Consider the following 19,937-nt stretch of genomic DNA (forward strand, 5'->3'; position numbering starts at 1 on the left):
CGTGCAGGCATGCCTTTGGCCCCACCGAGGGGTGGGGTGTGGGGCGGAGTGCCTAGCCGGGGCAGGGTGGGCCGGTCTGGATGGGCCAGGGTCGGGTGTCGTGGTCCGGTGGCGGGCCGTGCACGGTCTCGTCGACGTGGACGGGTGGGTCGAGGGTGCGGGTGCCGGTGTGGTCGACGAGGAAGTGCCGCCCGTTGGGGGTGATCCACAGGTAGGTGCCGGGTTGGACGATGACGTAGCGCCAGGTGGAGAACGTCTTCGCCCGATGGTGGGCGCGGCAGGCGGGGACGAGGTTGCACGGACACGTCACCCCGCCCTGACTGTGGGGGAGGGCGTGGTCGATGTCGCAGCGACTGGCGCGGCGGCCGCACCAGGGGAACGCGCAGTGGTGGTCGCGCAGCTCGACCTGGTGGCGGTGGCGGTCGGGGATCTCGTAGGAGTCCACCGGGATGTGTCCGGCGAGGTCGATCACCGGCCGCACGACCACCGTCGTCCCAGAAGTGGCGAGCCACTCCTTGATCTGTGCGACGGTGATGGGGCGTTGCTGGTCCTCCCACCGCCCCACCGGCGCAGCACTCTCGCCAGTAGCGCTGGTGATGGCGGTGTCGGAGACGTGGACGTTGAGGACGGCTCGCCGGCCACGGGATGCGGTGGTGATCTCGCCGGTGGACTCGTCGACGGTCTCGAGGTCGAGGGTCAGGTCCGCACGGGCCAGGTCACCGACCGCGACCGCCCGCCGGACATCGAGCGACCCGTCGTGCCCCAGCTTCCCCAGCAGCACCGCACGACGGTTGACGGCGGTGTCCAGGTCCGCGCCGTCAGCGGCGTCCAGGACCCCGTCGACCTGCACCACGCCGTCGGCGACGTGGTCGAGGTGCACGTCGAACCGCCGGGAGTCCGACGACTCCTCACGACGGGCCTCAACCGCCTCCGGGTCGTAGAGGGTGATGGCTTCGTCGATGTGGTGCTCGACCTCCCGCCACGAGCAGGACCGGATGTGCGGGGCGAGCTTGCGGTCGACGTGCGCAGCGGCCTCGAGGCTCAGGTCGTGGGTGAGCTCGGCGACCCGTTCGGCCTTCCACGGCGCACACCGCCCGGCGAGGACGGCGGCGTAGATCTGCTTGAGTCGCCACGCACATCCGATGACCCGGCCGACGTAGGCGCGGCCACCGTCGGGGGTGCGTTCCAGGGTCGCGATCAGCTCCATCAACGCGAACTCCGACACCAGGGGTGCACCTGGGCCGGCGATCGGGATCCCGGTGTCGACATAGTCCTCGATGAGGGTGGCGGCACCTTCGTCGCAGTCGATGATGTTCTGGTCGGCCCAGGCGGTGATCACCTGCCACTCCCGGATCAGGGAGGCGCGTCGGGCCCGGACCTCACTGGCCGCGTGGGCGAGCAGCTCGACGGTCGAGCAGTGGTCGTACTGCCCTCCCGCGTCGGTGCCGATCCCGTGTTCCATGACACCCATCAAAGCACCAGCCACCGACACAACCCCGAGCCGGAAACCCGCCTGGGGACAGGCGATTCCCCATCCGACGATGTGGACGAAAGGTGGCGCAAACCGGGTCGCCGCAGCAACGATCGCGACCCCTACGGCACCCGCCATCGCCCCCTACGCAACGGAGGCCGGCAACGCCACCCGACCACAACCAGAACCGGCCCGCGTAAAAGCCCTTACGGCCCCGTACCACCTACGCAACCGCAGCCCACGCGGCAGTCACCCCCACCGCCGCTTTGGTTGGATGGCGTCATGGAGCACAGGCAGCTCGGCCGCACCGGCCGCGACGTGTCGGTCATCGGGCTCGGGACGTGGCAGCTGGGGGCCGACTGGGGCGAGGTCAGCGAGGCGGACGCGCGGGAGGTCCTGGAGGCGAGCGTCGAGGCGGGCGTGGACTTCTTCGACACCGCCGACGTCTACGGCGACGGGCGCAGCGAGCAGGTGATCGGACGGTTCCTGCGCGACCACGACGGTGTGATGGTCGCGACGAAGATGGGCCGTCGGGCCGAGCAGGTGCCGGAGAGCTACGTGCTCGACCACTTCCGGACCTGGACCGACCGGTCCCGCCGCAACCTCGGCGTCGACACCCTCGACCTGGTGCAGCTGCACTGCCCGCCGAGCGCCACGATCGACGACGACGCCACCTACGACGCCCTCGACACCCTCGTCGAGGAAGGCGCGGTCGCGGCCTACGGCGTGAGCGTGGAGACCGCCGACCAGGCGCTCAGCGCCATCTCCCGCCCCCACGTGGCGAGCGTGCAGATCATCCTCAACGCGTTCCGGCTCAAGCCGCTCGACGCCGTGCTGCCGGCAGCCGCCGAGGCCGGGGTCGGCATCATCGCGCGGGTGCCGCTCGCCTCCGGCCTGCTCAGCGGCAGGTACGACGAGAGCACGACGTTCGCCGACGACGACCACCGCAGCTACAACCGCGACGGGAGCGCCTTCGACGTCGGCGAGACGTTCTCCGGCGTCGACTACGCCACCGGCGTGCAGGCGGCTCGCGAGTTCAGCCGCCTCGTGCGCGAGCACGCCCCGGACGACGCGACGCCGGCGCAGGTCGCGCTCGCGTGGGTGGCGCAGCAGCCGGGGGTGACCACGGTGATCCCGGGTGCGCGGGACGCCGGCCAGGCGCGCGCCAACGCCGCCGCGGGCGCCCTGCCGCCGCTGGCTCCCGAGCTGCTCGACGGCGTCCGCCGCCTGTACGACGACCACTTCCGGCAGAGCGTCCACGACCGGTGGTGAGCCGATGAGCGACGGCACCGACCCGCGGTTCTCGCTGGCCAACGAGCGCACGTTCCTCGCCTGGATCCGCACCGCGCTCGGCCTGCTGGCCGCCGCCGCGGCGCTGGTCGCCATCGACCTGCCGTGGCCGGACGGCGCGGTCCGGGTGCTCGCGGCGGTGCTGGCGGCCACCGGCGGCGTCAGCGCCTTCCTGGCCTGGCACCGCTGGCGTGCGGTCGAGAGCGCCATCGCCGAGGGCCGACCCGCGCCGACTCCGCGCGCGCACGCCGCCCTCGCCATGGCGGTGGCGCTGGTGGCCGTCGCCGTCGTCGTGCTGACGGTCGTCTCGGCGTGACGGCGTGACGGGGTGACGGTGTGACGGGGTGACGCAGCCTCAGACCAGCTCGGCGAGCGCGATCTCCAGCGCCGTCGCGGCGATCAGGGTCGGGTGGGGCGACCGGTCGTGGCACTGCCGGAGGGCGGTGCGGATCGTCTCGGAGACGTCACCGAGGATCGCCGCGTCGGAGACCTCGGCCCCGCCCTCCATCAGCATCGCGAGGGTGCGCGCCATCCCGCTGTTGGCGATGAAGTCGGGGATCACCGCGACGTGGTGGTCGGCGAACTCGTAGGTGGGGCCGTAGAAGATCTCCGGGTCGGCGAACGGCACGTTCGCGCCGGAGGAGATCAGCTCCAGGCCGCCGGAGACCAGCCGCTTGACGTGCTCGGCGGTCACCAGGCGGGAAGCCGCGCAGGGCAGGAAGATCTCGGCGCCCATGTCCCAGATCGCGTCGTCGACCTGGTCGAACGGCAGCTTACCCGGCGCCCGCACGCAGCCGGCCTCCTTGCCGACGAAGAGCTCGTGCACCTCGTCCATGCTGAACCCGTCGGGGTTCATCAGGCCGCCCTCGCCGTCGATGATGCCGACCAGGCGGGCACCGGCCTGCGCGAGGTAGTACGCCGCCGCGGAGCCCACGTTGCCCCAGCCCTGCACGATGACCCGCTTGTCCTCGACCCCGCGACCCGCGGATCCGCCGTGGCCGTAGATGTCGTGGAACTGCACCACGGACTCGGCCACGCCCCACCCGGTCGCGAGGTCGGCGATCGTGTACTTCGCGTCCGGGTCGGGGGTGTAGCGGCGGTCCTCCACGACCTTCGAGACGCCGGCCCGCAGCAGGCCCACCCGGTGCACCAGGTCCCGCTCGTCGGCGGCGAAGTGGCCGTTGACGATGCCCTCCTGCGGGTGCCACAGGCCGTACCGCTCGGTCATCGGGATCACGTCGAGCACCTCGTCGACGTTGAGGTCGCCGCCCGTGCCGTAGTAGGCCTTCAACAGCGGCGTCACGGCCTTGAACCAGCGGGCGAGGACGCCGTCGCGGCGCGGGTCGGTCGGGTCGAAGTCGATCCCGGACTTGGCGCCGCCGATCGCGGGACCGGAGACGGTGAACTTGACCTCCATCGTCTTCGCCAGCGCCTCCACCTCGGCGCGGTCCAGATTCCGGCGCATCCGGGTCCCGCCACCGGCGGCCCCGCCGCGCAGGGAGTTGATCACGGCCCAGCCCTTCGCGGACGTCTCGGAGTCGTGCCACTCGAAGACGATCTCTGGGGGCTGGGACTCGTACCTGCCCAACAGCCCCTTCACCGACTCGCCCATCACGCGTCTCCCCTCTCCGTCGTCCACTTCGATGCCGAGATCCGGCCGCGCGCCTCGCCGAAGCCGATCCGGCTGCCGTCGGCCCCCGGCGCGGTCGCCCGCAGGACCACCTCGTCGCCGTCCTCCAGGAACGTGCGCTGCGCTCCCGCGACGGTCACCGGCTCCGACCCGCCCCAGGTGAGCTCGATGAACGCACCGCGCTGGTCGCGCTCCGGGCCGGAGATGGTGCCGGAGGCGAACAGGTCGCCGGGCCGGGTCGGTGCCCCGTTGACCGTGAGGTGGGCGAGCATCTGCGCGGGAGACCAGTACATGGCGGCGTACGGCGGCCGGCTGACCACCTCGCCGTTCCACTCCACCTCGACGTCGATGTCGAGCCCCCACGGCTCGTCGAGCGAGAGGTACGGCAGCACGGGCGGGTGCTGTCGCGGGGTCGGCACCCGGGCCGCGTCGAGCGCCAGCAGCGGCACCACCCAGGGCGAGATCGTGGACGCGAACGACTTGCTGAGGTTCGGGCCGAGCGGGACGTACTCCCAGGCCTGGATGTCGCGGGCCGACCAGTCGTTGAACAGCACGACGCCGAAGATGTGGCGGTCGGCCTCGGTGACGTGGATCGGCTCGCCGAGGGGGTTGCCGGTGCCGACCACGAAGCCCAGCTCGGCCTCGATGTCGAGCCGGGTGGATGGCCCGAAGACCGGGGCCTCGTCATTAGGGCCCTTGCGCTGGCCCGCGGGCCGCACCACGTCGGTGCCCGAGACGACCACCGACGCCGAGCGGCCGTGGTAGCCGACCGGAAGGTGCCTCCAGTTCGGCAGCAGCGGCTCGGGGTTGTCGGGCCGGAACAGCCGGCCGAGGTTCGCCGCGTGGTGCTCGGAGGCGTAGAAGTCGACGAAGTCGGCGACCTCGAACGGCAGGTGCATCGTCACCGCGCCCACCGGGTGCACGGCCGCGTCCGGTACGTCGCCGCGCAGCGCCTCGGCCAGCCGCTGCCGGACCTCCACCCAGCGCCCGTGACCCTCGGCCAGGAACGCGTTGAGAGTCGGCTGCGCGAACACGTCGTCGCCGAGGAGCAGCGCCAGGTCGACCACCTGGTCGCCGTACCTGGTGCAGCCCCGGGGAGCGCTGCCCGGCACCGAGTAGACGCCGTAGGGCAGGTTGGCCGGGCCGAAGAGCGAGTCCGCGTCGACGGTGAGCCGGGTCATCGCAGGTCCCTCAGCAGCGCCCGGTCGAGCAGGCCGAGATCGGCCAGCTCGGTGACAGGCTCGGAGATCACGCAGGTGCCGAACGAGCGGAACGTCTCCCGTGCCCGCGGCGGCAGGGTGGCCGCGCGCGCGGCCAGCACCGTCCCGTCGCGCTCGGCCAGCACGCCGGCCACCTCGTCGACGTCGGCGCCGCCCAGCGCCGCGTCGGTGGCGACGAGGAGGTTCAGGAACCCGTGCTGCTCGAAGCCGGTGACCGGGTCGGTGTTGCGCACGGCGTGGTGGAGCCCGGCGGTCGCCTTGAACGGCACGCCGAGCCGGACCGCGGAGACGACGGCCTCGGCGAGCTCGGCCTCGTCGGGGTAGAGGTCGGCGTGCACGCCGCCCGTGCGCAGCTTCGCGAGGTACGGCGACCCGGCGAGCTCGGCGAACAGCTCGTCGCGTCGCGCGTCGCGCGGCACCTCGACGTACACCGCGACGCCGGCCGCGGCCCCGGGGTCGCGGCCGAGCGCCTCGGTCAGCATGGGCACCACGGCTGCGGAGTGCAGGCCGGCGGGGACCACCACCTCGAGGGCGACGAGAGCGGCGCCGGTAACGGCGTCCACCCCGCGCATCGCCTCGCCGACGTGGGCGGGGGAGGGAAGCACCACGGAGAGGTCGAGGTCGCCGGCCGGGACCTCGGGCAGGGCCGCGACGACGTCCGCGAGCGCCGGGAGGTTCTTCAGAGCGACGACGAGCGGGCCGACCAGGTCGCTGTGGCTGCCGGCGCGGTGGGCGAGGTGTGCGGGCACCGCCTGCGCCAGCGGCAGGTTGCCCGGCGGGAAGATCGCGGCATCGTCGCACAGTCGGGCGAACACCGGCGGAGCGGCCATCGTGGTCCTCATGCGTCCTCCTGAGGGGTGGGTCGGTGCGCGCCGCGGGACCAGGTGTAGACGTACTCGCCGTCGTCCGCGGCGCGTCCGGCCTCGCCGAGCTCGAGGGGCCGGAAGGTGTCGACCATGACCGCGAGCTCGTCGAAGAACTCCACGCCGATCGACTTCTCGTAGGCGCCCGGCTGCGGGCCGTGCGGGTAGCCGCCCGGGTGCAGGCTGATCGAGCCCTGGCCGATGCCCGAGCCCTTGCGCGCCTCGTAGTCGCCGCCGCAGTAGAACATCACCTCGTCGGAGTCGACGTTGGAGTGGTAGTAGGGCACCGGGATCGACAGGGGGTGGTAGTCCACCTTGCGCGGCACGAAGTTGCAGATGACGAAGTTGTGCCCCTCGAAGACCTGGTGCACGGGCGGCGGTTGGTGCACCCGCCCGGTGATCGGCTCGAAGTCTGCGATGTTGAACGCGTAGGGATACAGGCAGCCGTCCCAGCCGACGACGTCGAACGGGTGGTGCGGCAGGACGTGCACGGTCCCCGCGATGCCGCCCGGCCCGGGACCGCGGTGCTTGATCAGCACCTCCACCCCGTCCGTCGTGTCGTCCCCGTCCTGCTCGCCGGCCAGGTGGGGCGCGGTGGGCGCGCGGAGGTCGCGCTCGCAGTACGGCGCGTGCTCGAGGAGCTGGCCGTAGCGGGACAGGTAGCGCTTGGGCGGGCCGATGTGGCTGTTCGCCTCGATCGCGTAGAGCCGCAGCGGCAGCTCGCCCGGCACCCAGCGGTGGGTGGTGGCGCGCGGCAGCACCACGTAGTCGCCCTGCCCCACGGAGAGGTCGCCGAACACCGTCTCCACCGTGGCGGTGCCGGACTCGACGTAGACGCACTCGTCGCCGATCGCGTTGCGGTACAGCGGCGAGGGCTCGCCGCAGACGACGTAGCTGATCCGCACGTCGGCGTTGCCGAGCACCAGCCGACGGCCGGTCACGGCGTCGTACGCCTTCCACGCCATCTCGTCCGGGCCGGCGAACAGCTCGTGGAGCCGCAGGTGCCGCGGCACCAGCGGGTGGTTGGCCGTCGTGCCGAGGTCGCCGAGGTCCCACGGGCGCGCCTCGAGCACCGCCGACGGCAGGTGCCGGTGGTAGAGCAGCGAGGAGTCGGAGCTGAACCCCTCCTCGCCCATCAGCTCCTCGTAGCGCAGGTTGCCCCGGTCGTCGCGGAACTGTGTGTGCCGCTTCGGCGGCACCTCGCCGATGCGCTGGTAGTGGGCCATGACGGTTCCTCCGGTGGTCGGGCTGATCGGACCTGCCGAGACCTAGACGTTGCCGCGCCGCTCCTGCTCCCGCTCGATGGCCTCGAAGAGGGCCTTGAAGTTGCCCTTGCCGAAGCCGAGGGAGCCGTGGCGCTCGATGAACTCGAAGAAGACCGTCGGGCGGTCGCCGATCGGCTTGGTGAAGATCTGCAGCAGGTACCCGTCCTCGTCGCGGTCGACGAGGATGCGCCGCTTCTGCAGCTCCTCGATCGGCACCCGGACCTCGCCGATCCGCGCGCGCAGCTCGGGGTCCTCGTAGTAGGAGTCGGGAGTGTCGAGGAACTCGATGCCCTCGTCACGGAGCGCGTCGACGGTCTGCAGGATGTCGTTGGTCGCGAGGGCGAGGTGCTGCGCGCCGGGACCGCCGTAGAACTCGAGGTACTCGTCGATCTGCGACTTGCGCTTGCCGAGGGCCGGCTCGTTGAGCGGGAACTTCACCCGGTGGTTGCCGTTGGCCACGACCTTCGACATCAGCGCGGAGTAGTCGGTGGCGATGTCGTCGCCGATGAACTCGGCCATGTTGGTGAACCCCATGACCCGCCGGTAGAAGTCGACCCACTCGTCCATCCGGCCCAGCTCGACGTTGCCGACGATGTGGTCGAGGGCCTGGAACAGTCGCTTCGGGGCCCCCTCCCGCTTCCGGTACGACGACCGGCGCGCCACGTAGCCGGGCAGGTAGGGGCCGTCGTACCGCGACCGGTCGACGAGGGTGTGCCGCGTCTCGCCGTAGGCGGCGATCGCGCCGGTGCGGACGGTGCCGTGCTCGTCGCTGACGTCGTGCGGCTCCTCCAGCACGGTGGCGCCCTGCGCCCGCGCGTGCTCGATGCAGCGGTCGACGTCGGGCACCTCGAGGGCGATGTCGACGATGCCGTCGCCGTGCCGGCGGTGGTGCTCGATGAGCGGGCTCGCGGGGTCGACGCCGCCCTTGACGACGAAGCGCACCGCGCCGCTCTTGAGGACGTAGGCGACGTGGTCGCGGTTGCCGGTCTCCGGGCCGGAGTAGGCGATCAGCTCCATGCCGAACGCCGACTGGAAGAAGTGGGCCGACTGGGTCGCGTTGCCGACGGCCCACACGGCGGCGTCCCAGCCGGTGACGGGGAAGGGGTCGCTGCTGTCGTCGTACTCGACGAGGCCGACGAGCTGCTTGAGGCTGTCGAGGTCGAGCTCGGCCAGCCGCTCCTCGCTGGTCAGGGTCTCCTGGAGGGACAACGCGGGTCCTTTCGGTGCACGAACCGGGCTGGGTGCACCCTGCTCCGTCGAGGCGCAGGGTGACAAGATGCGCACCCGGAGGTAGGCAGACCGACGGATCCGGCCTGTTCGACCGCATCGCAGCTGGTCAGATCGCCTAGTCTGGTGACGTGGAGCACAATCCCCTGCGGATCGACCGGCTGGACATCGCCCTGCTCGAGGCGCTCACCGAGCACCCCCGGGCCGGAGACCTCGAGCTGTCGCGCGTCACCAGCGTCGCGCGGGCGACCGTGCAGAGCCGGCTGCGGAGGCTCCAGGAGGCCGGCGTGATCGCCGACTGGGACCCGACCGTCGACGTGGCCGCGGCCGGCTTCCCGGTCCAGGCGTTCGTCACGCTGGAGATCTCGCAGGGGGCGCTCGACGAGGTGTCCCGCGACCTGACCGCGATCCCGCAGGTGCTCGAGGCCTACGTGACGACCGGCTCCTTCGACGTGCTGTGCCGTGTGGCCACCCAGTCGCACCCGGAGCTCCAGGCGACGCTGGTGCGGATCGACAAGTCGCCCTCGGTGGTGCGCTCCACGAGCGTGATGGTGCTCTCCGTCCTCGTCGAGCCGCGGGTGCTGCCCCTGCTGGCGAGTGCCGAGGCGGCGCCGAGCAGCCGGGCACCCGCCTACCGGCGGGGCTGAGCCGCCCTCAGGCTGCGGTGAGCCGGCCCGCGCCGAGCACGGCGGGTCCGTGGCCGATCTGGACGCCGGCACGGATCAGCTGCTGGCGCTCCTCCTCCGACTCGATGCCGCCGGCGACCACGGTCGCGCTGGTGTGCCGGGCGAAGAGGACCGCTGCGGCGAGCAGTGCCTCGACGATCACCGGGTTGCCGTTGCGCAGCGCCGCCATGTCGAGCCGGAGCAGGTCGGGCCGCAGGTTGACGAGGCGATGCATGGCGGCCCGGCCGGTGCCGTGGTCGTCGAGCGCCACGGACGCGCCACGGGCCCTGAGCTCGTCGAGCGCGGTCACCGTCGCCGCGTCCAGGCCGACCCCCTCGGTGACCACGAGGTCGAGGACGATGCCGGACAGGTCGGCGGGCAGGGCCGCCTGCACCTCCGGATCGGTGAGTGCCCCGAGCGGCACCGGCAGCGTCAGCACGCCGCCGCCGTCCCAACCGCTCAGCGCCCTCCGGATGCCCGGTGCGTCCGGCGGCGTCGTCGCCTTGAGGGCGAGCCGCCTCCCCGTCGACAGCTCGACCACGGGGAGGTAGTGCGCCGACGGCGCGGTCGGCTCCGGGTCCGGCGTCGCGGTGGCGACCACCGGGATAGCGGCGGCGCCGTCGTGGACGACGATCCGGTTCCGGCCTGAGCGCTTCGCTTGGTAGAGCGCCTGGTCGGCGCGCGCGACGAGCGCAGCCGGGTCGTCGCCGTCGTGCCACGACGCCATGCCGATGGAGCAGGTCTGCCCGTGGCTGACCGCCCGCCGCATCCGGTCCAGCAGCGCCTCGGCCTCCGCCACGGCCAGACCGGGCAGCAGCACGGTGAACTCCTCGCCGCCGTACCGGGCCAGGAAGCCGCGCCCCTCCACGATCTGCGCCCACGCGGCGGTCGTCTCCTTGAGGACCAGGTCGCCCATCGCGTGGCCGTGAGCGTCGTTGAACCGCTTGAAGTGGTCCATGTCGAGCACGGCAGCGGTCAGTGGCGTCTCGTGGTCGCGGGCGAACGCGCAGGCCCGCGAGAGCTCGTGGTCCCAGGTGCGGCGGTTGGCCACGCCCGTCAGGCCGTCCTTGCGCGCCAGCGCGGCCAGCTGCACCGCCTTCTGCTGCAGCTGCTGCAGGAGGTCGGCGATGCGCAGCACCACGAAGAGGGCGGTGAGACAGCCGCCGATCAGCAGGGTCAGCGACCCCCGGTGCACGGTGCCGTCGAGGTGAGCAGCGACGAAGCCCGAGATCGGGGTCAGCACCAGCGCCACCCCGAGCCAGACGACCCGCCCGGTGCCGATGTGACCGGAGGTCCGGGTCGCGGGCTCCGTCAGGGCGGTGGCCGAGGGGTGCACGGCGGCGTACCCCACGAGCACGTAGGAGGCGACGTAGACGGGGTCGACCCACCCTGCGTAGGCCGTCTCCGCCAGCACGCCGCTGACGTAGCCGAGGTCCGCGACCAGCATGGCGGCCAGGCCGCCGATCAGCGCCCACAGCGAGACGTTGCGGACCATGCCGGTGGTCAGCAGCCGCACCACCAGGGCCAGCACCAGGAGGTCGCCGGCCGGGTAGGCGGCGGCGACCGTCTCCTCGAGCATGGTGTGACCGCCCGAGGCCGCGGCCGGGCTGACGAAGAAGAGCGTGCCCGCGGCGGTGAGCGCGGTGGCGAGGATCGAGGCGTCGAGGTACGCCGAGCGGTCGCTGCCCCGCTGCCGGGAGCGCACCAGCCACAGCATCCCGAGCGCCAGCGCCGGGTAGCAGGCGAGGTAGGCCGGGTCGGCGAGGGAGGGGTGCGGGACCTCGCCGTACCGCCGCTCGATCGAGACGTAGAGGACGTCACCGACGAGGAAGAACGCCTGCGCGACCGCCAGGGCCCACCACGCGCGCCGTCGGCCGGCGGGCTGGAGGAGGGCGCCGAGGCACGACAGGAGGGTGCCGTAAGCGGCTCCCGCGAGGTAGACCGGGCCGTCGGCCGGGCCGCCCACCAGGGGGACGTAGACGGCGAGGATCACGGCGCCGAGGACGAGGCTCGCGGTGGCGAGGGCGTGTGCCGCGAGGGCCGACCGACGCCTTTCGGTCGCGCCTGCCTCCGCACGGCGGACCGCCGGACGCACGCTCATCCGGCCACCGCGGCCGGGCTGGCGGGGAACTCGGCCTGCGCCACAGGCCGGCCGAAGAGGTAGCCCTGGGCGCGGTCGCAGCCGATCGCCCGCAGCAGGTCCCACTGGCCCGTCGTCTCCACGCCCTCGGCGACGATCTCCAGCCCGAGGTCGTGACCGGCGTAGATCATCCACCGCACCAGTCGGGTGATCCGCGGGTCCACGGTGATCTGCTGGATGATGCTGAGGTCGAGCTTCACGCCGGTCAGGGGCAGCTCGAGGATCCGCTGGAGGGTGGAGTGCCCGGTGCCGAAGTCGTCGGCGTCCAGCTTGACGCCGCCGTCCCGCAGCTCCTCCAGCTCGCGCCGGATGGCGGCGACCGGAGTCGGTCCGCCGGTCTCGGTGAGCTCGAGGGTGAGTAGGTCGGGTGCCACGCCGGTGTCCTCGAGGGCCTCGAAGACGGTGCGCGCGAAGCCGGGCTGCACCGCCTGCATCGCGGACACGTTGACCGAAACGCCGAACGGAGGGCGGACGGCGCCGCCATCGTAGAGCGCGCGCAGCGCCCGCAACGACCCGCGCAGGACCTGGCGGCCCACGGGCAGCATGAGTCCCGTCGCCTCGAGCATCGGCACGAACTGAGCCGGCGAGATCACCCCGCGGTCGGGGTGGATCCAACGCACCAGCGCCTCGGCTCCGCACATGGCACCGGTGCGCACGTCGATCACCGGCTGCAGCCACGGCACGAACTCGCTGGCGTCGATCGCCGCCCGAACCCGCTGCGGGTCGAGGACGTCGCTGGTCTCGAAGCCGGGCGTCAGGCCGGCGCGGTGGTCGGCGCGCTGCAGCTCCATCTGGGCGATCACCTGCCGGGCGACCCGGCGCAGCCAGTCGAGCATCTCGGCGGGGAACGGCCGCGGCACGGTGTCGGCCACGACCAGCGCTCCCAGCGGGAGGCCGTCGCGACCGATCAGCGGCACCCCGGCGTGCGACCGGATGCCCGCCTCGACGGTTCGGGCCCAGCGGCTGTCGGCGGCCGTGTCCTCGACGACCAGCGGCTCCCGCCGCCCGACCACGGTGCTGCAGAAGCTCCCCGCCCGTGGTCCTTCCTGGACCGTCGTGCCGTACCGCGCCTTCAGCCACAGGCGGTCCGCGTCGAGCAGGGCGACGGCGGCGATCGGTGCGTCGCACAACGTGGCGGCCATCCGGGCGAGGTCGTCGAACACGGGATCCGGCGGGGTGTCGAGCAGCCCGTAGGAGCGCAGCGACTCCAACCGGTCGTGCTCGTACGCGTCCAGGGGGCCGTGCGGGGCCCAGGAGCCGGTGCCGTTCATGCGGGTCCAGACGTCGGAGCGGGGAAGGATGCGTCGAGTGTGTCTGCCGGGCTCGCGGCCGGCCTACGGCTGTTCGGCCGGAGATGTGGGGACCAACGTCCCTCCGGTCGCCCGGCCCTCGCAGCGTGCCGGCCCGGCGGAAAAATGGAAGCCGCCGCAGGCGTCTCGGGTCACCTGCGGCGGCAAGAGGAAGACTGCCAGACCGGTCCGGCCGCTGTCACCGGATCGGCCGGCAAAGACCGGAAATCAGGACAAGGTCCCGACCCGGTCACGGCTCGAAGGCCGGCTCACAGCTTGAAGGTCAGCGCCAGCCGGTAGTCGGTGTTCATGTAGTTGACCAGGGACGTGAGCCGCTTCTCCCGGACCTGGGTCTTCGAGGTGCCGATGGTCACGCCCACGATGTTGCCGTAGACGCTGGAGTTCCACTTGCCCTGCACGAAGGAGGGCCAGGTGCTGCCCGGCGGGAGGTCGAGCTGCTTGTCGTCGAGCTTCTTCTGGGCCGCCTTCGCGTGCCGCTCGGTGTCGAAGACGAGGAACACGTGCGTCAGCCGCACCTTGCCCTGCAGCGAGGTGTAGGTCCACTGCACGGCGTACTCGCACCGCTGCCGGCTCAGCGCGTTGCCCGCCTCGACGGGTGCGCACGAGTCGTGGTCGCGGGACGACACCAGGCGCGCCTTGTGCTCGACGTCGCCGAGCTTGAAGTCCCAGTCGCCGGGGAAGTCGGACCTCTTCACGTCGCCGTGGATGTCGTCGCCGGTGTCGTCCGACGGCGTGTACGGCGTGTGGGGCGGGCTGGTGGAGCTCGGCGGGCCGGTCGGACTGGTCGGGCTGGTCGGGCCGGTGGGTGCGGAGGTGCTGGTGCTGCTCGGCCCGTCGCCGGCGCGCCGGTCGTCGTCCTCGTCGGCGGCGCTCACCAGGAAGAAGGCGCCCACGCCGAGCGCCGACAGCACCACGACCGCGAGCCCGACCAGGGCGACGACGAGGCCGACGTTGCGCCGCGGTGGGCCGCCGCTGGGCGGGCCCCCGTAGGGCGGTCCGCCGTACGGCGGTCCGGGTGGCGGCCCCTGGGGAGGGAGACCGGGAGGGCCGGGCGGCGGTCCCCAACCCGGAGGGCCGGACGGCGGAGGTGACGCCGGCGGTCCCGGCCACGGCTGTCCCGAGGGCGGTGGGGGCGGGTAGCTCATCGGTGCTCCTTGGTCGCGGGCCGGGTGGAGCGGCTCCTACCCCGGGCCCGCGCCATTGAACCCCGGGAGGGCTCGAGGAGACCGCGCGGGGCTCTTGATCGATCCAATCCGGGCGGGCGTGTGGCGTTGCCCACGCCGGATGTGCGTCGTACGCGTCCCGGTGCCATGGTGACCCCCGAGCGGACGACGATGTCCATGGATCGGGCGATTCGCACCCCGGGTCGACCCGGGTGTGCTGTGGGGTAGCGTGCCCACACCTTGACAAGGACCGAAAGGCTGGCGAGAAGCATGGTGGATGTGGAGCGGGCGCTCGACGAGGCAGGCCTCACGAACCCCCACGTTCGGGAGTACGTCGCGCACTGGGCCGGGATCACCGGCGCCGACCGGATCGAGGTCGTGTCCGCGGCGGACGACGCACGGTTGGTCCAGGAGTCGCTCGACGCGGGGGAGCTCCTTCCCGCCGGTGAGGGCCTCTATTACTCGCGCAGCTACTTCAAGGACACCGCTCGTGCCGAGGAGCGCACGATCGTGGCGACCAACGACGAGCGCGACAAGGGCGTCTACAACAACTGGCGCCCCGCCTCGGAGATGAAGCCGAAGCTCGTCGAGCTGATGACCGGCGCCTCCGCGGGCAAGACGATGTACGTCATCCCCTACCTGATGGCGCCGAAGGGATCGCCGCTGGAGAAGTTCGCCGCGGGTGTCGAGCTGACCGACAACCGCAACGTGGTCCTCCAGATGATCCGCATGGCCCGCGTCGGCGTGGAGTACATCAACGACCTCGGTGACTCCTTCGTCAAGGCGGTGCACGTCACCGGCGACCTGGAGAACCTGGGCCAGGGCACCCCCGACGACAAGCGCTACTTCGTGACGGTCGCCGACGAGCGCACGATCCTGCACTTCGGCTCGTCGTACGGCGGCAACGCGCTGCTCGGCAAGATCGCCCACGGCCTGCGCCAGGGCTCCTACGACGGCTGGAAGAACGGCTTCCTCGTGGAGCAGTTCATGCTGCTCGGGATCACCGACAAGCAGACCGGCAAGAAGTACAACATCTGTGGCGGCTTCCCCTCGGCGTCCGGCAAGACCAACCTCGCGATGACGCTGGCGCCCGACGCGCTGGGCGACCGCTACTACGTCGAGTTCTACGGCGACGACATCGCGTGGCTGTGGGTCGGCGAGGACGGCAAGCTCTACGGGATGAACCCGGAGTACGGCGTCTTCGGTGTCGCCAAGGACACCAACGAGAAGACCAACCCCACCGCGATCGACTCGATCGTGCCGGGCACCGGGGCGATCTTCACCAACGTCGCCTACAACGAGAAGACCCAGGAGGTGTGGTGGGAGGGCCGCGGCCCGAAGCCCACCGACCTCGACGGCTGGCTGGACTGGAAGGGCGAGCGGATCGCCGACCGCGCGCCGGAGGACGCCGACGCGCCGTGGGCCCACCCCAACAGCCGGTTCACCACGACGCTGGCCAACGTGCCCAACGTCGCGAAGGACTTCGAGGACCCGGCCGGCGTCGAGATCCACGGCATCATCTTCGGTGGCCGCACCCGCGACCGTGAGCCGCTGATCCGGGCGATCAACGACGTGGCCGAGGGCGTGTACGACGGCCTCACCCTCGGTGCCGAGGCGACCGCCGCCGCCGACGGCCTCGAGGGCGTGCTGCGCTACGACCCGATGTCGATGCGGCCGTTCATGTCCTACGCGGAGGCCGACTACGCCGCGCACTGGCTGGAGGTCATCGGCCGGGCGACCGAGAAGCCGATCTTCGCCCACGTGAACTGGTTCCAGCGCGGGGAGGACGGCCGCTTCCTGTGGCCGGGCTACCGCGAGAACCTGCGCCCGCTGGTGTGGCTGATGCAGTACAAGGCCGGCGAGGTCTCCGGCGTGGAGACCGCGGTGGGCGTGCTGCCGCAGAAGGACGAGCTGCTGCTCGACGGCCTCGACGAGCAGGCGCTCGCCGACCTCGACCGCGTGCTCGCCATCGACGTGGAGCGCTGGCAGCAGGAGATGGGCCACCGCGAGAAGCACCTCGCCCAGTTCGACGGCCTGCCCGAGGAGATCTGGGCCGCCCACCGCCGGGTCGCGGAGGCCCTCGACCGGCAGTAGCCACCAGGCAACAGCCCCGCCGCTCGACGGCCCGCACCGCTCCGGTGCGGGCCGTCGCGGGTTTCGGGGGCGGGTGCGGCGCGGGCGAGCTCGCTTGTAACTCGGTGTTCGGTCCTCTACCTCGGCGCTGTGACCGGTCACAAGACCGTGGTAGATGCCCGAACACCGTGGTGGAGGACCGAACACCGAGTTACAAGCCCGGTACGGCGCGTGCCCGAACACCGAGTTACAAGCCCGGTCCGGCTCGCGCCCGACCCCGGCCTACACGTCCGGTACGGCGAGCCGCGTCTCCTCCCCCCGCCCCCGGAGCATCGCGGTGCCGTGCTCCCGCCAGCGCTCGGCCTCGCCCGACCCGGCGGCGCGGGCGCACTCCACCGAGTCCCAGGACGCGAGCACGCAGCTGGGCACATCCTTGGCGAGGTCGGTCAGCCGGGACGCGGAGTTCACCGCGTCGCCGATGACGGTGTACTCGAAGCGCTGCTCGTGACCGACGTTGCCCGCGACGACGTGGCCGGTGGCGACGCCGATGCCGGCACCGACCTCGGGCACCTCGTCGGCCAGCCGGGCCGCCATCGCGCGGGCCGCGCGCAGCCCGGCGCTGGCGTGGTCGTCGAGCTCGACCGGTGCGCCGAAGATCGCCAGGACCGCGTCGCCGATGAACTTGTTGACGAGCCCGTGGTGGCGGTCGACCTCGTCGACGACCACGCCGAAGAACCGGTTCAGCACGCCGACGACCTCGGTCGGGGAGTGCTCGGTGGCGTAGCGGGTCGACCCGACGAGGTCCACGAACAACACGGTGCACTCCCGGGTCTCGCCGCCGAGCTCGATCTCGCCCGCGCCGAGCGCCGCGGCGGCCGCCGCGACCTCCTGGCCGACGTGGCGACCGAAGAGGTCGCGGATCAGCTCCCGCTCGCGCAGGCCCTCGACCATCTCGTTGAACCCGCGCTGGAGCTGGCCGAGCTCGGTGCCGTCGTAGACCACCACCTCCGCGTCGAGGTCGCCGGCGGCGACCTGCTGCATGGCGTCGCGGACCGAGAGCAGCGGCGCGACGACCGAGCGCGCGTTGAGGTCGGTCAGCAGCAGGCCGAAGCTGAGCACGATGCCGCAGACGACGATGGTGACCGTCGCGAGCTGCCCCAGCGTGGCGTCGGACCCGGGTAGCAGCGCGAGGATCGACGCGACCAGCAGGCCGACGACCGGGGCGGCGGTGCCAAGCACCCAGAAGATCACCATCCGCGGGCCGACGCCCACGCCGCGGATGCGGCGGGTGAGGTGGGTGTCCTCCAGGGCGCGGGCGGCGATCGGTCGCAGCGTGAACTCGGTCAGCAGGTAGGACACGCCGGCGACCACGACCGCACCGATCCCGACGGTGAGGCCGGTGCCCACCGCCCGGGAGGGCTGCAGCACGATCGTCAGCACCGTGAAGAGGACGACGCCGCCCATCCAGATCGAGAACTGGGCGGCGGTGAGGGCCAGCGGCACGCGCAGGGCCTGCGCCCGCTGGGTGCGGTCGGGGTCGGCGTCGGGCTGGGTGGCCCAGCGCAGGGCACGCAGCGACAGCGTCGTACCCCAGATCGCGCCGACCACGATCGCGAGGAACACGTAGGTGGGGATGGCGATGGCGAGGGCCAGCATCATCGCGCCGTTGGGCGCGGGGGAGGGGACCGCCCAGGTGTTGATGACGAAGACCACCAGCGCGCCGACCAGGTTGGTGGTGACGAGCATGCCGGTGAGCAGCACCTGGATGCGGATCCGCAGTTGCCGGGGTCCCTGGTCGCGAGGGCCCAGCAGCCGGGACCCGAACGGGCCCCGCCGACGGGACGGTGGTCGGCGCGGCATGTTGGGAAGCGTAGTGCCGGATGTGGGATGACCTGATTGGATCGCGTCATGACCGGGCCGCGCACCTTCTCCGCGGAGGAGATCACCGATGCCTACGCCGCCTTCCACGCCGAGGTGGCGACGTTCGTCGAGACCGGGGACTGGACCGGGTACGCCGACCTGTTCACCCCCGACGCGGTTTACGTCGAGCACGCGATGGGGACGTTCCGGGGGCGCGAGGAGATCCGGGCGTGGTCGGTGCGCACGATGACGTCGTACCCGGGCCGGGTGATGACCGGCTTCCCGCTCTCCTGGCAGGTGGTCGACGCCGACGAGGCCCGCCTCGTCTGCGAGGTCCGCAACCCCATGCCCGACCCCGGTGACGGAACCATGCTCGAGGAGCCCAACATCACGATCATGACGTACGCCGGCGACGGCCTCTTCTCGTGCGAGGAGGACGTCTACAACCCGTTGCGCTTCCACGCCATGGCCCTGACCTGGGCGCGGATCGCGGCCGAGCACGGCAACGCCGACGAGGACGTGCTCGCCTGGCTCGAGCGGTTCGCCCCGGCCGGTGCCGGCGGCTCCCGGCGACGGGCCGAGCAGGCGTGACGAGCACGGCCAAGCGCCTGGCCCTCGAGATCCTCGGCTGGGTGCTGCTCGTCGCGGGGCTCGCCGCGATGGTGCTCCCCGGTCCGGGCCTGATCCTGCTGTTCGCCGGGCTCGCGGTGCTGTCCCAGCAGTACACCTGGGCCGAGCGCTGGCTGGAGCCGGTGCAGCTGCGGGCGCTCCGCGGTGCCGCCGAGGGCGTGGAGACCTGGCCGCGGATCATCATGTCCACCGTCTTCGCCCTGGGCATCGGCGTCTTCGGCGTCGTGTGGATCGTCCGGCCCGACGTGCCGTCGTGGTGGCCGGTGGCCGACCGCTGGTGGCTGTTCGGCGGAGTCTGGACCGGCGTCACCCTGCTGATCTCGTCGGTGATCGCCCTCGCGCTCCTGGTCTACTCCTACCGTCGTTTCCACGGGAGGCCGGAGGCGCTCGCCGAGCTCGCGGGCGCGATCGAGGAGGCCGACGAGGAGGTGCAGGAGGCGCTCGAGCGCCGCCGGCGCCGCCACGACCAGGAGGAGGAGCGTTGACCACGAGCACGACGGGCCCGGACGACGGACGGTCCATGCGGGAGCGGATGCTCGCGGGCGAGCTCTACCTCGCCGACGACCCGGAGCTGATCGAGGGGCACCTGCGAGCCACCGACCTGATGGCCGCCTACAACGCCAGCTCCGCCCGCGACCGCACCGAGCGCCGCCGGCTGCTGCGCGACCTGCTCGGCGCGATCGGCGAGGACACCGACATCCGGCCGCCGTTCTTCGTCGACTACGGCGCCCACATCCGGATCGGCGCCCGCACCTTCGCCAACTACGGCCTGGTCGCCCTCGACGTCGCCCCGATCACGATCGGCGACGACGTGCAGATCGGACCCAACGTGCAGCTGCTCACGCCGACCCACCCGGTCGAGCCCGGACCGCGCCGCGACAAGTGGGAGGCGGGCGCGCCGATCACGATCGGCGACAACGTGTGGCTCGGCGGCGGCGCGATCGTGCTCGCCGGGGTCACGATCGGCGACAACACCGTGGTCGGCGCGGGCGCCGTCGTCACCAAGGACCTGCCCGCCGACGTCGTCGCCGTCGGCAACCCCGCGCGGGTCGTCCGACAGCTCGACGGCTGAACCGGCCCGCCCGACCCCGGCCGTACGGCCGGTTCCGTCGGGCCCGGCGGCTAACCTC

General features: G+C 72.2%; 17 protein-coding genes. 7 read left to right on the forward strand and 10 right to left on the reverse strand.

The genetic code is table 11. The features are described from left to right. Positions 1-52: 52 nt before the first annotated feature. Entirely contained in the window at positions 53-1,462 is a 1,410-nt protein-coding gene (locus ACPOLA_RS03965; protein ID WP_435769094.1) for an HNH endonuclease signature motif containing protein, read from the reverse strand. Positions 1,463-1,753: 291 nt separating this feature from the next. On the opposite strand from ACPOLA_RS03965, the gene ACPOLA_RS03970 reads away from it, so the two are divergent. Together ACPOLA_RS03970 and ACPOLA_RS03975 are read left to right on the forward strand one after the other, a co-directional pair. Continuing rightward, on the forward strand, positions 1,754-2,743 hold the full coding sequence (locus ACPOLA_RS03970; RefSeq protein WP_435769095.1) for an aldo/keto reductase: 990 nt from the start codon (positions 1,754-1,756) through the stop codon (positions 2,741-2,743). Positions 2,744-2,747: 4 nt separating this feature from the next. Next, entirely contained in the window at positions 2,748-3,077 is a 330-nt protein-coding gene (locus ACPOLA_RS03975) for a YidH family protein (RefSeq protein WP_435769096.1), read from the forward strand. A gap of 39 nt (positions 3,078-3,116) precedes the next feature. On the opposite strand, the gene ACPOLA_RS03980 is transcribed toward ACPOLA_RS03975, so the two are convergent. From ACPOLA_RS03980 to hppD, 5 genes are read right to left on the reverse strand one after another with little or no spacing between them, the layout of a single operon-like run. After that, positions 3,117-4,373, reverse strand: coding sequence for a Glu/Leu/Phe/Val dehydrogenase dimerization domain-containing protein (locus ACPOLA_RS03980; protein WP_435769125.1), 1,257 nt, complete (start codon positions 4,371-4,373; stop codon positions 3,117-3,119). Further along, positions 4,373-5,572, reverse strand: a complete 1,200-nt coding sequence (gene fahA / locus ACPOLA_RS03985) for a fumarylacetoacetase (RefSeq protein WP_435769097.1) — start codon at positions 5,570-5,572, stop codon at positions 4,373-4,375. The genes ACPOLA_RS03980 and fahA overlap by 1 nt, the downstream gene beginning before the upstream one ends. Next, positions 5,569-6,453 (reverse strand): hypothetical protein, encoded by an 885-nt coding sequence (locus tag ACPOLA_RS03990; protein ID WP_435769098.1) that lies wholly within the window; start codon positions 6,451-6,453, stop codon positions 5,569-5,571. The genes fahA and ACPOLA_RS03990 overlap by 4 nt, the downstream gene beginning before the upstream one ends. Beyond that, on the reverse strand, positions 6,450-7,700 hold the full coding sequence (locus ACPOLA_RS03995) for a homogentisate 1,2-dioxygenase (RefSeq protein ID WP_435769099.1): 1,251 nt from the start codon (positions 7,698-7,700) through the stop codon (positions 6,450-6,452). Before ACPOLA_RS03995 ends, ACPOLA_RS03990 begins: the two co-directional genes overlap by 4 nt. 42 nt (positions 7,701-7,742) lie before the next feature. Further along, the gene (gene hppD / locus ACPOLA_RS04000; RefSeq protein WP_435769100.1) at positions 7,743-8,948 is read right to left on the reverse strand and encodes a 4-hydroxyphenylpyruvate dioxygenase; all 1,206 of its coding nucleotides are present in this window, start codon (positions 8,946-8,948) and stop codon (positions 7,743-7,745) included. A gap of 149 nt (positions 8,949-9,097) precedes the next feature. On the opposite strand from hppD, the gene ACPOLA_RS04005 reads away from it, so the two are divergent. Further along, entirely contained in the window at positions 9,098-9,613 is a 516-nt protein-coding gene (locus tag ACPOLA_RS04005; RefSeq protein ID WP_435769101.1) for an Lrp/AsnC family transcriptional regulator, read from the forward strand. Positions 9,614-9,620: 7 nt separating this feature from the next. On the opposite strand, the gene ACPOLA_RS04010 is transcribed toward ACPOLA_RS04005, so the two are convergent. The 3 genes from ACPOLA_RS04010 to ACPOLA_RS04020 all read right to left on the reverse strand — a co-directional run bounded on the left by ACPOLA_RS04010 (position 9,621) and on the right by ACPOLA_RS04020 (position 14,226). Next, positions 9,621-11,732 (reverse strand): sensor domain-containing diguanylate cyclase, encoded by a 2,112-nt coding sequence (locus tag ACPOLA_RS04010; protein WP_435769102.1) that lies wholly within the window; start codon positions 11,730-11,732, stop codon positions 9,621-9,623. Further along, a complete protein-coding gene (locus ACPOLA_RS04015; RefSeq protein WP_435769103.1) occupies positions 11,729-13,042 on the reverse strand; it encodes a sensor domain-containing phosphodiesterase in 1,314 nt (437 codons plus the stop codon). The genes ACPOLA_RS04010 and ACPOLA_RS04015 overlap by 4 nt, the downstream gene beginning before the upstream one ends. A 287-nt stretch (positions 13,043-13,329) precedes the next feature. Further along, complete coding sequence (locus ACPOLA_RS04020; RefSeq protein ID WP_435769104.1) at positions 13,330-14,226, reverse strand: hypothetical protein; 897 nt, start codon at positions 14,224-14,226, stop codon at positions 13,330-13,332. Between the two features lie 288 nt (positions 14,227-14,514). On the opposite strand from ACPOLA_RS04020, the gene ACPOLA_RS04025 reads away from it, so the two are divergent. Continuing rightward, complete coding sequence (locus ACPOLA_RS04025) at positions 14,515-16,338, forward strand: phosphoenolpyruvate carboxykinase (GTP) (RefSeq protein WP_435769105.1); 1,824 nt, start codon at positions 14,515-14,517, stop codon at positions 16,336-16,338. Between the two features lie 261 nt (positions 16,339-16,599). On the opposite strand, the gene ACPOLA_RS04030 is transcribed toward ACPOLA_RS04025, so the two are convergent. Further along, positions 16,600-18,177 carry an adenylate/guanylate cyclase domain-containing protein gene (locus ACPOLA_RS04030; RefSeq protein WP_435769106.1) on the reverse strand — a complete coding sequence of 526 codons (1,578 nt, stop codon included), beginning with the start codon at positions 18,175-18,177 and terminating at the stop codon, positions 16,600-16,602. A 48-nt stretch (positions 18,178-18,225) separates the two neighbouring features. Here ACPOLA_RS04030 and ACPOLA_RS04035 point away from each other — a divergent pair, with 48 nt between their 5' ends. Genes ACPOLA_RS04035 through ACPOLA_RS04045 form a run of 3 tightly spaced genes read left to right on the forward strand, consistent with a single transcriptional unit; the run spans position 18,226 to position 19,879 of the window. Beyond that, positions 18,226-18,768: a nuclear transport factor 2 family protein gene (locus ACPOLA_RS04035; protein ID WP_435769107.1), complete on the forward strand. Its 543-nt coding sequence runs from the start codon at positions 18,226-18,228 to the stop codon at positions 18,766-18,768. After that, positions 18,765-19,292: a PGPGW domain-containing protein gene (locus ACPOLA_RS04040; RefSeq protein ID WP_435769108.1), complete on the forward strand. Its 528-nt coding sequence runs from the start codon at positions 18,765-18,767 to the stop codon at positions 19,290-19,292. The genes ACPOLA_RS04035 and ACPOLA_RS04040 overlap by 4 nt, the downstream gene beginning before the upstream one ends. Continuing rightward, positions 19,289-19,879, forward strand: a complete 591-nt coding sequence (locus ACPOLA_RS04045) for a sugar O-acetyltransferase (protein ID WP_435769109.1) — start codon at positions 19,289-19,291, stop codon at positions 19,877-19,879. Before ACPOLA_RS04040 ends, ACPOLA_RS04045 begins: the two co-directional genes overlap by 4 nt. Positions 19,880-19,937 lie beyond the last annotated feature (58 nt).

Source organism: Nocardioides proteolyticus (genome assembly GCF_051280635.3).
GTDB lineage: Bacteria > Actinomycetota > Actinomycetes > Propionibacteriales > Nocardioidaceae > Nocardioides.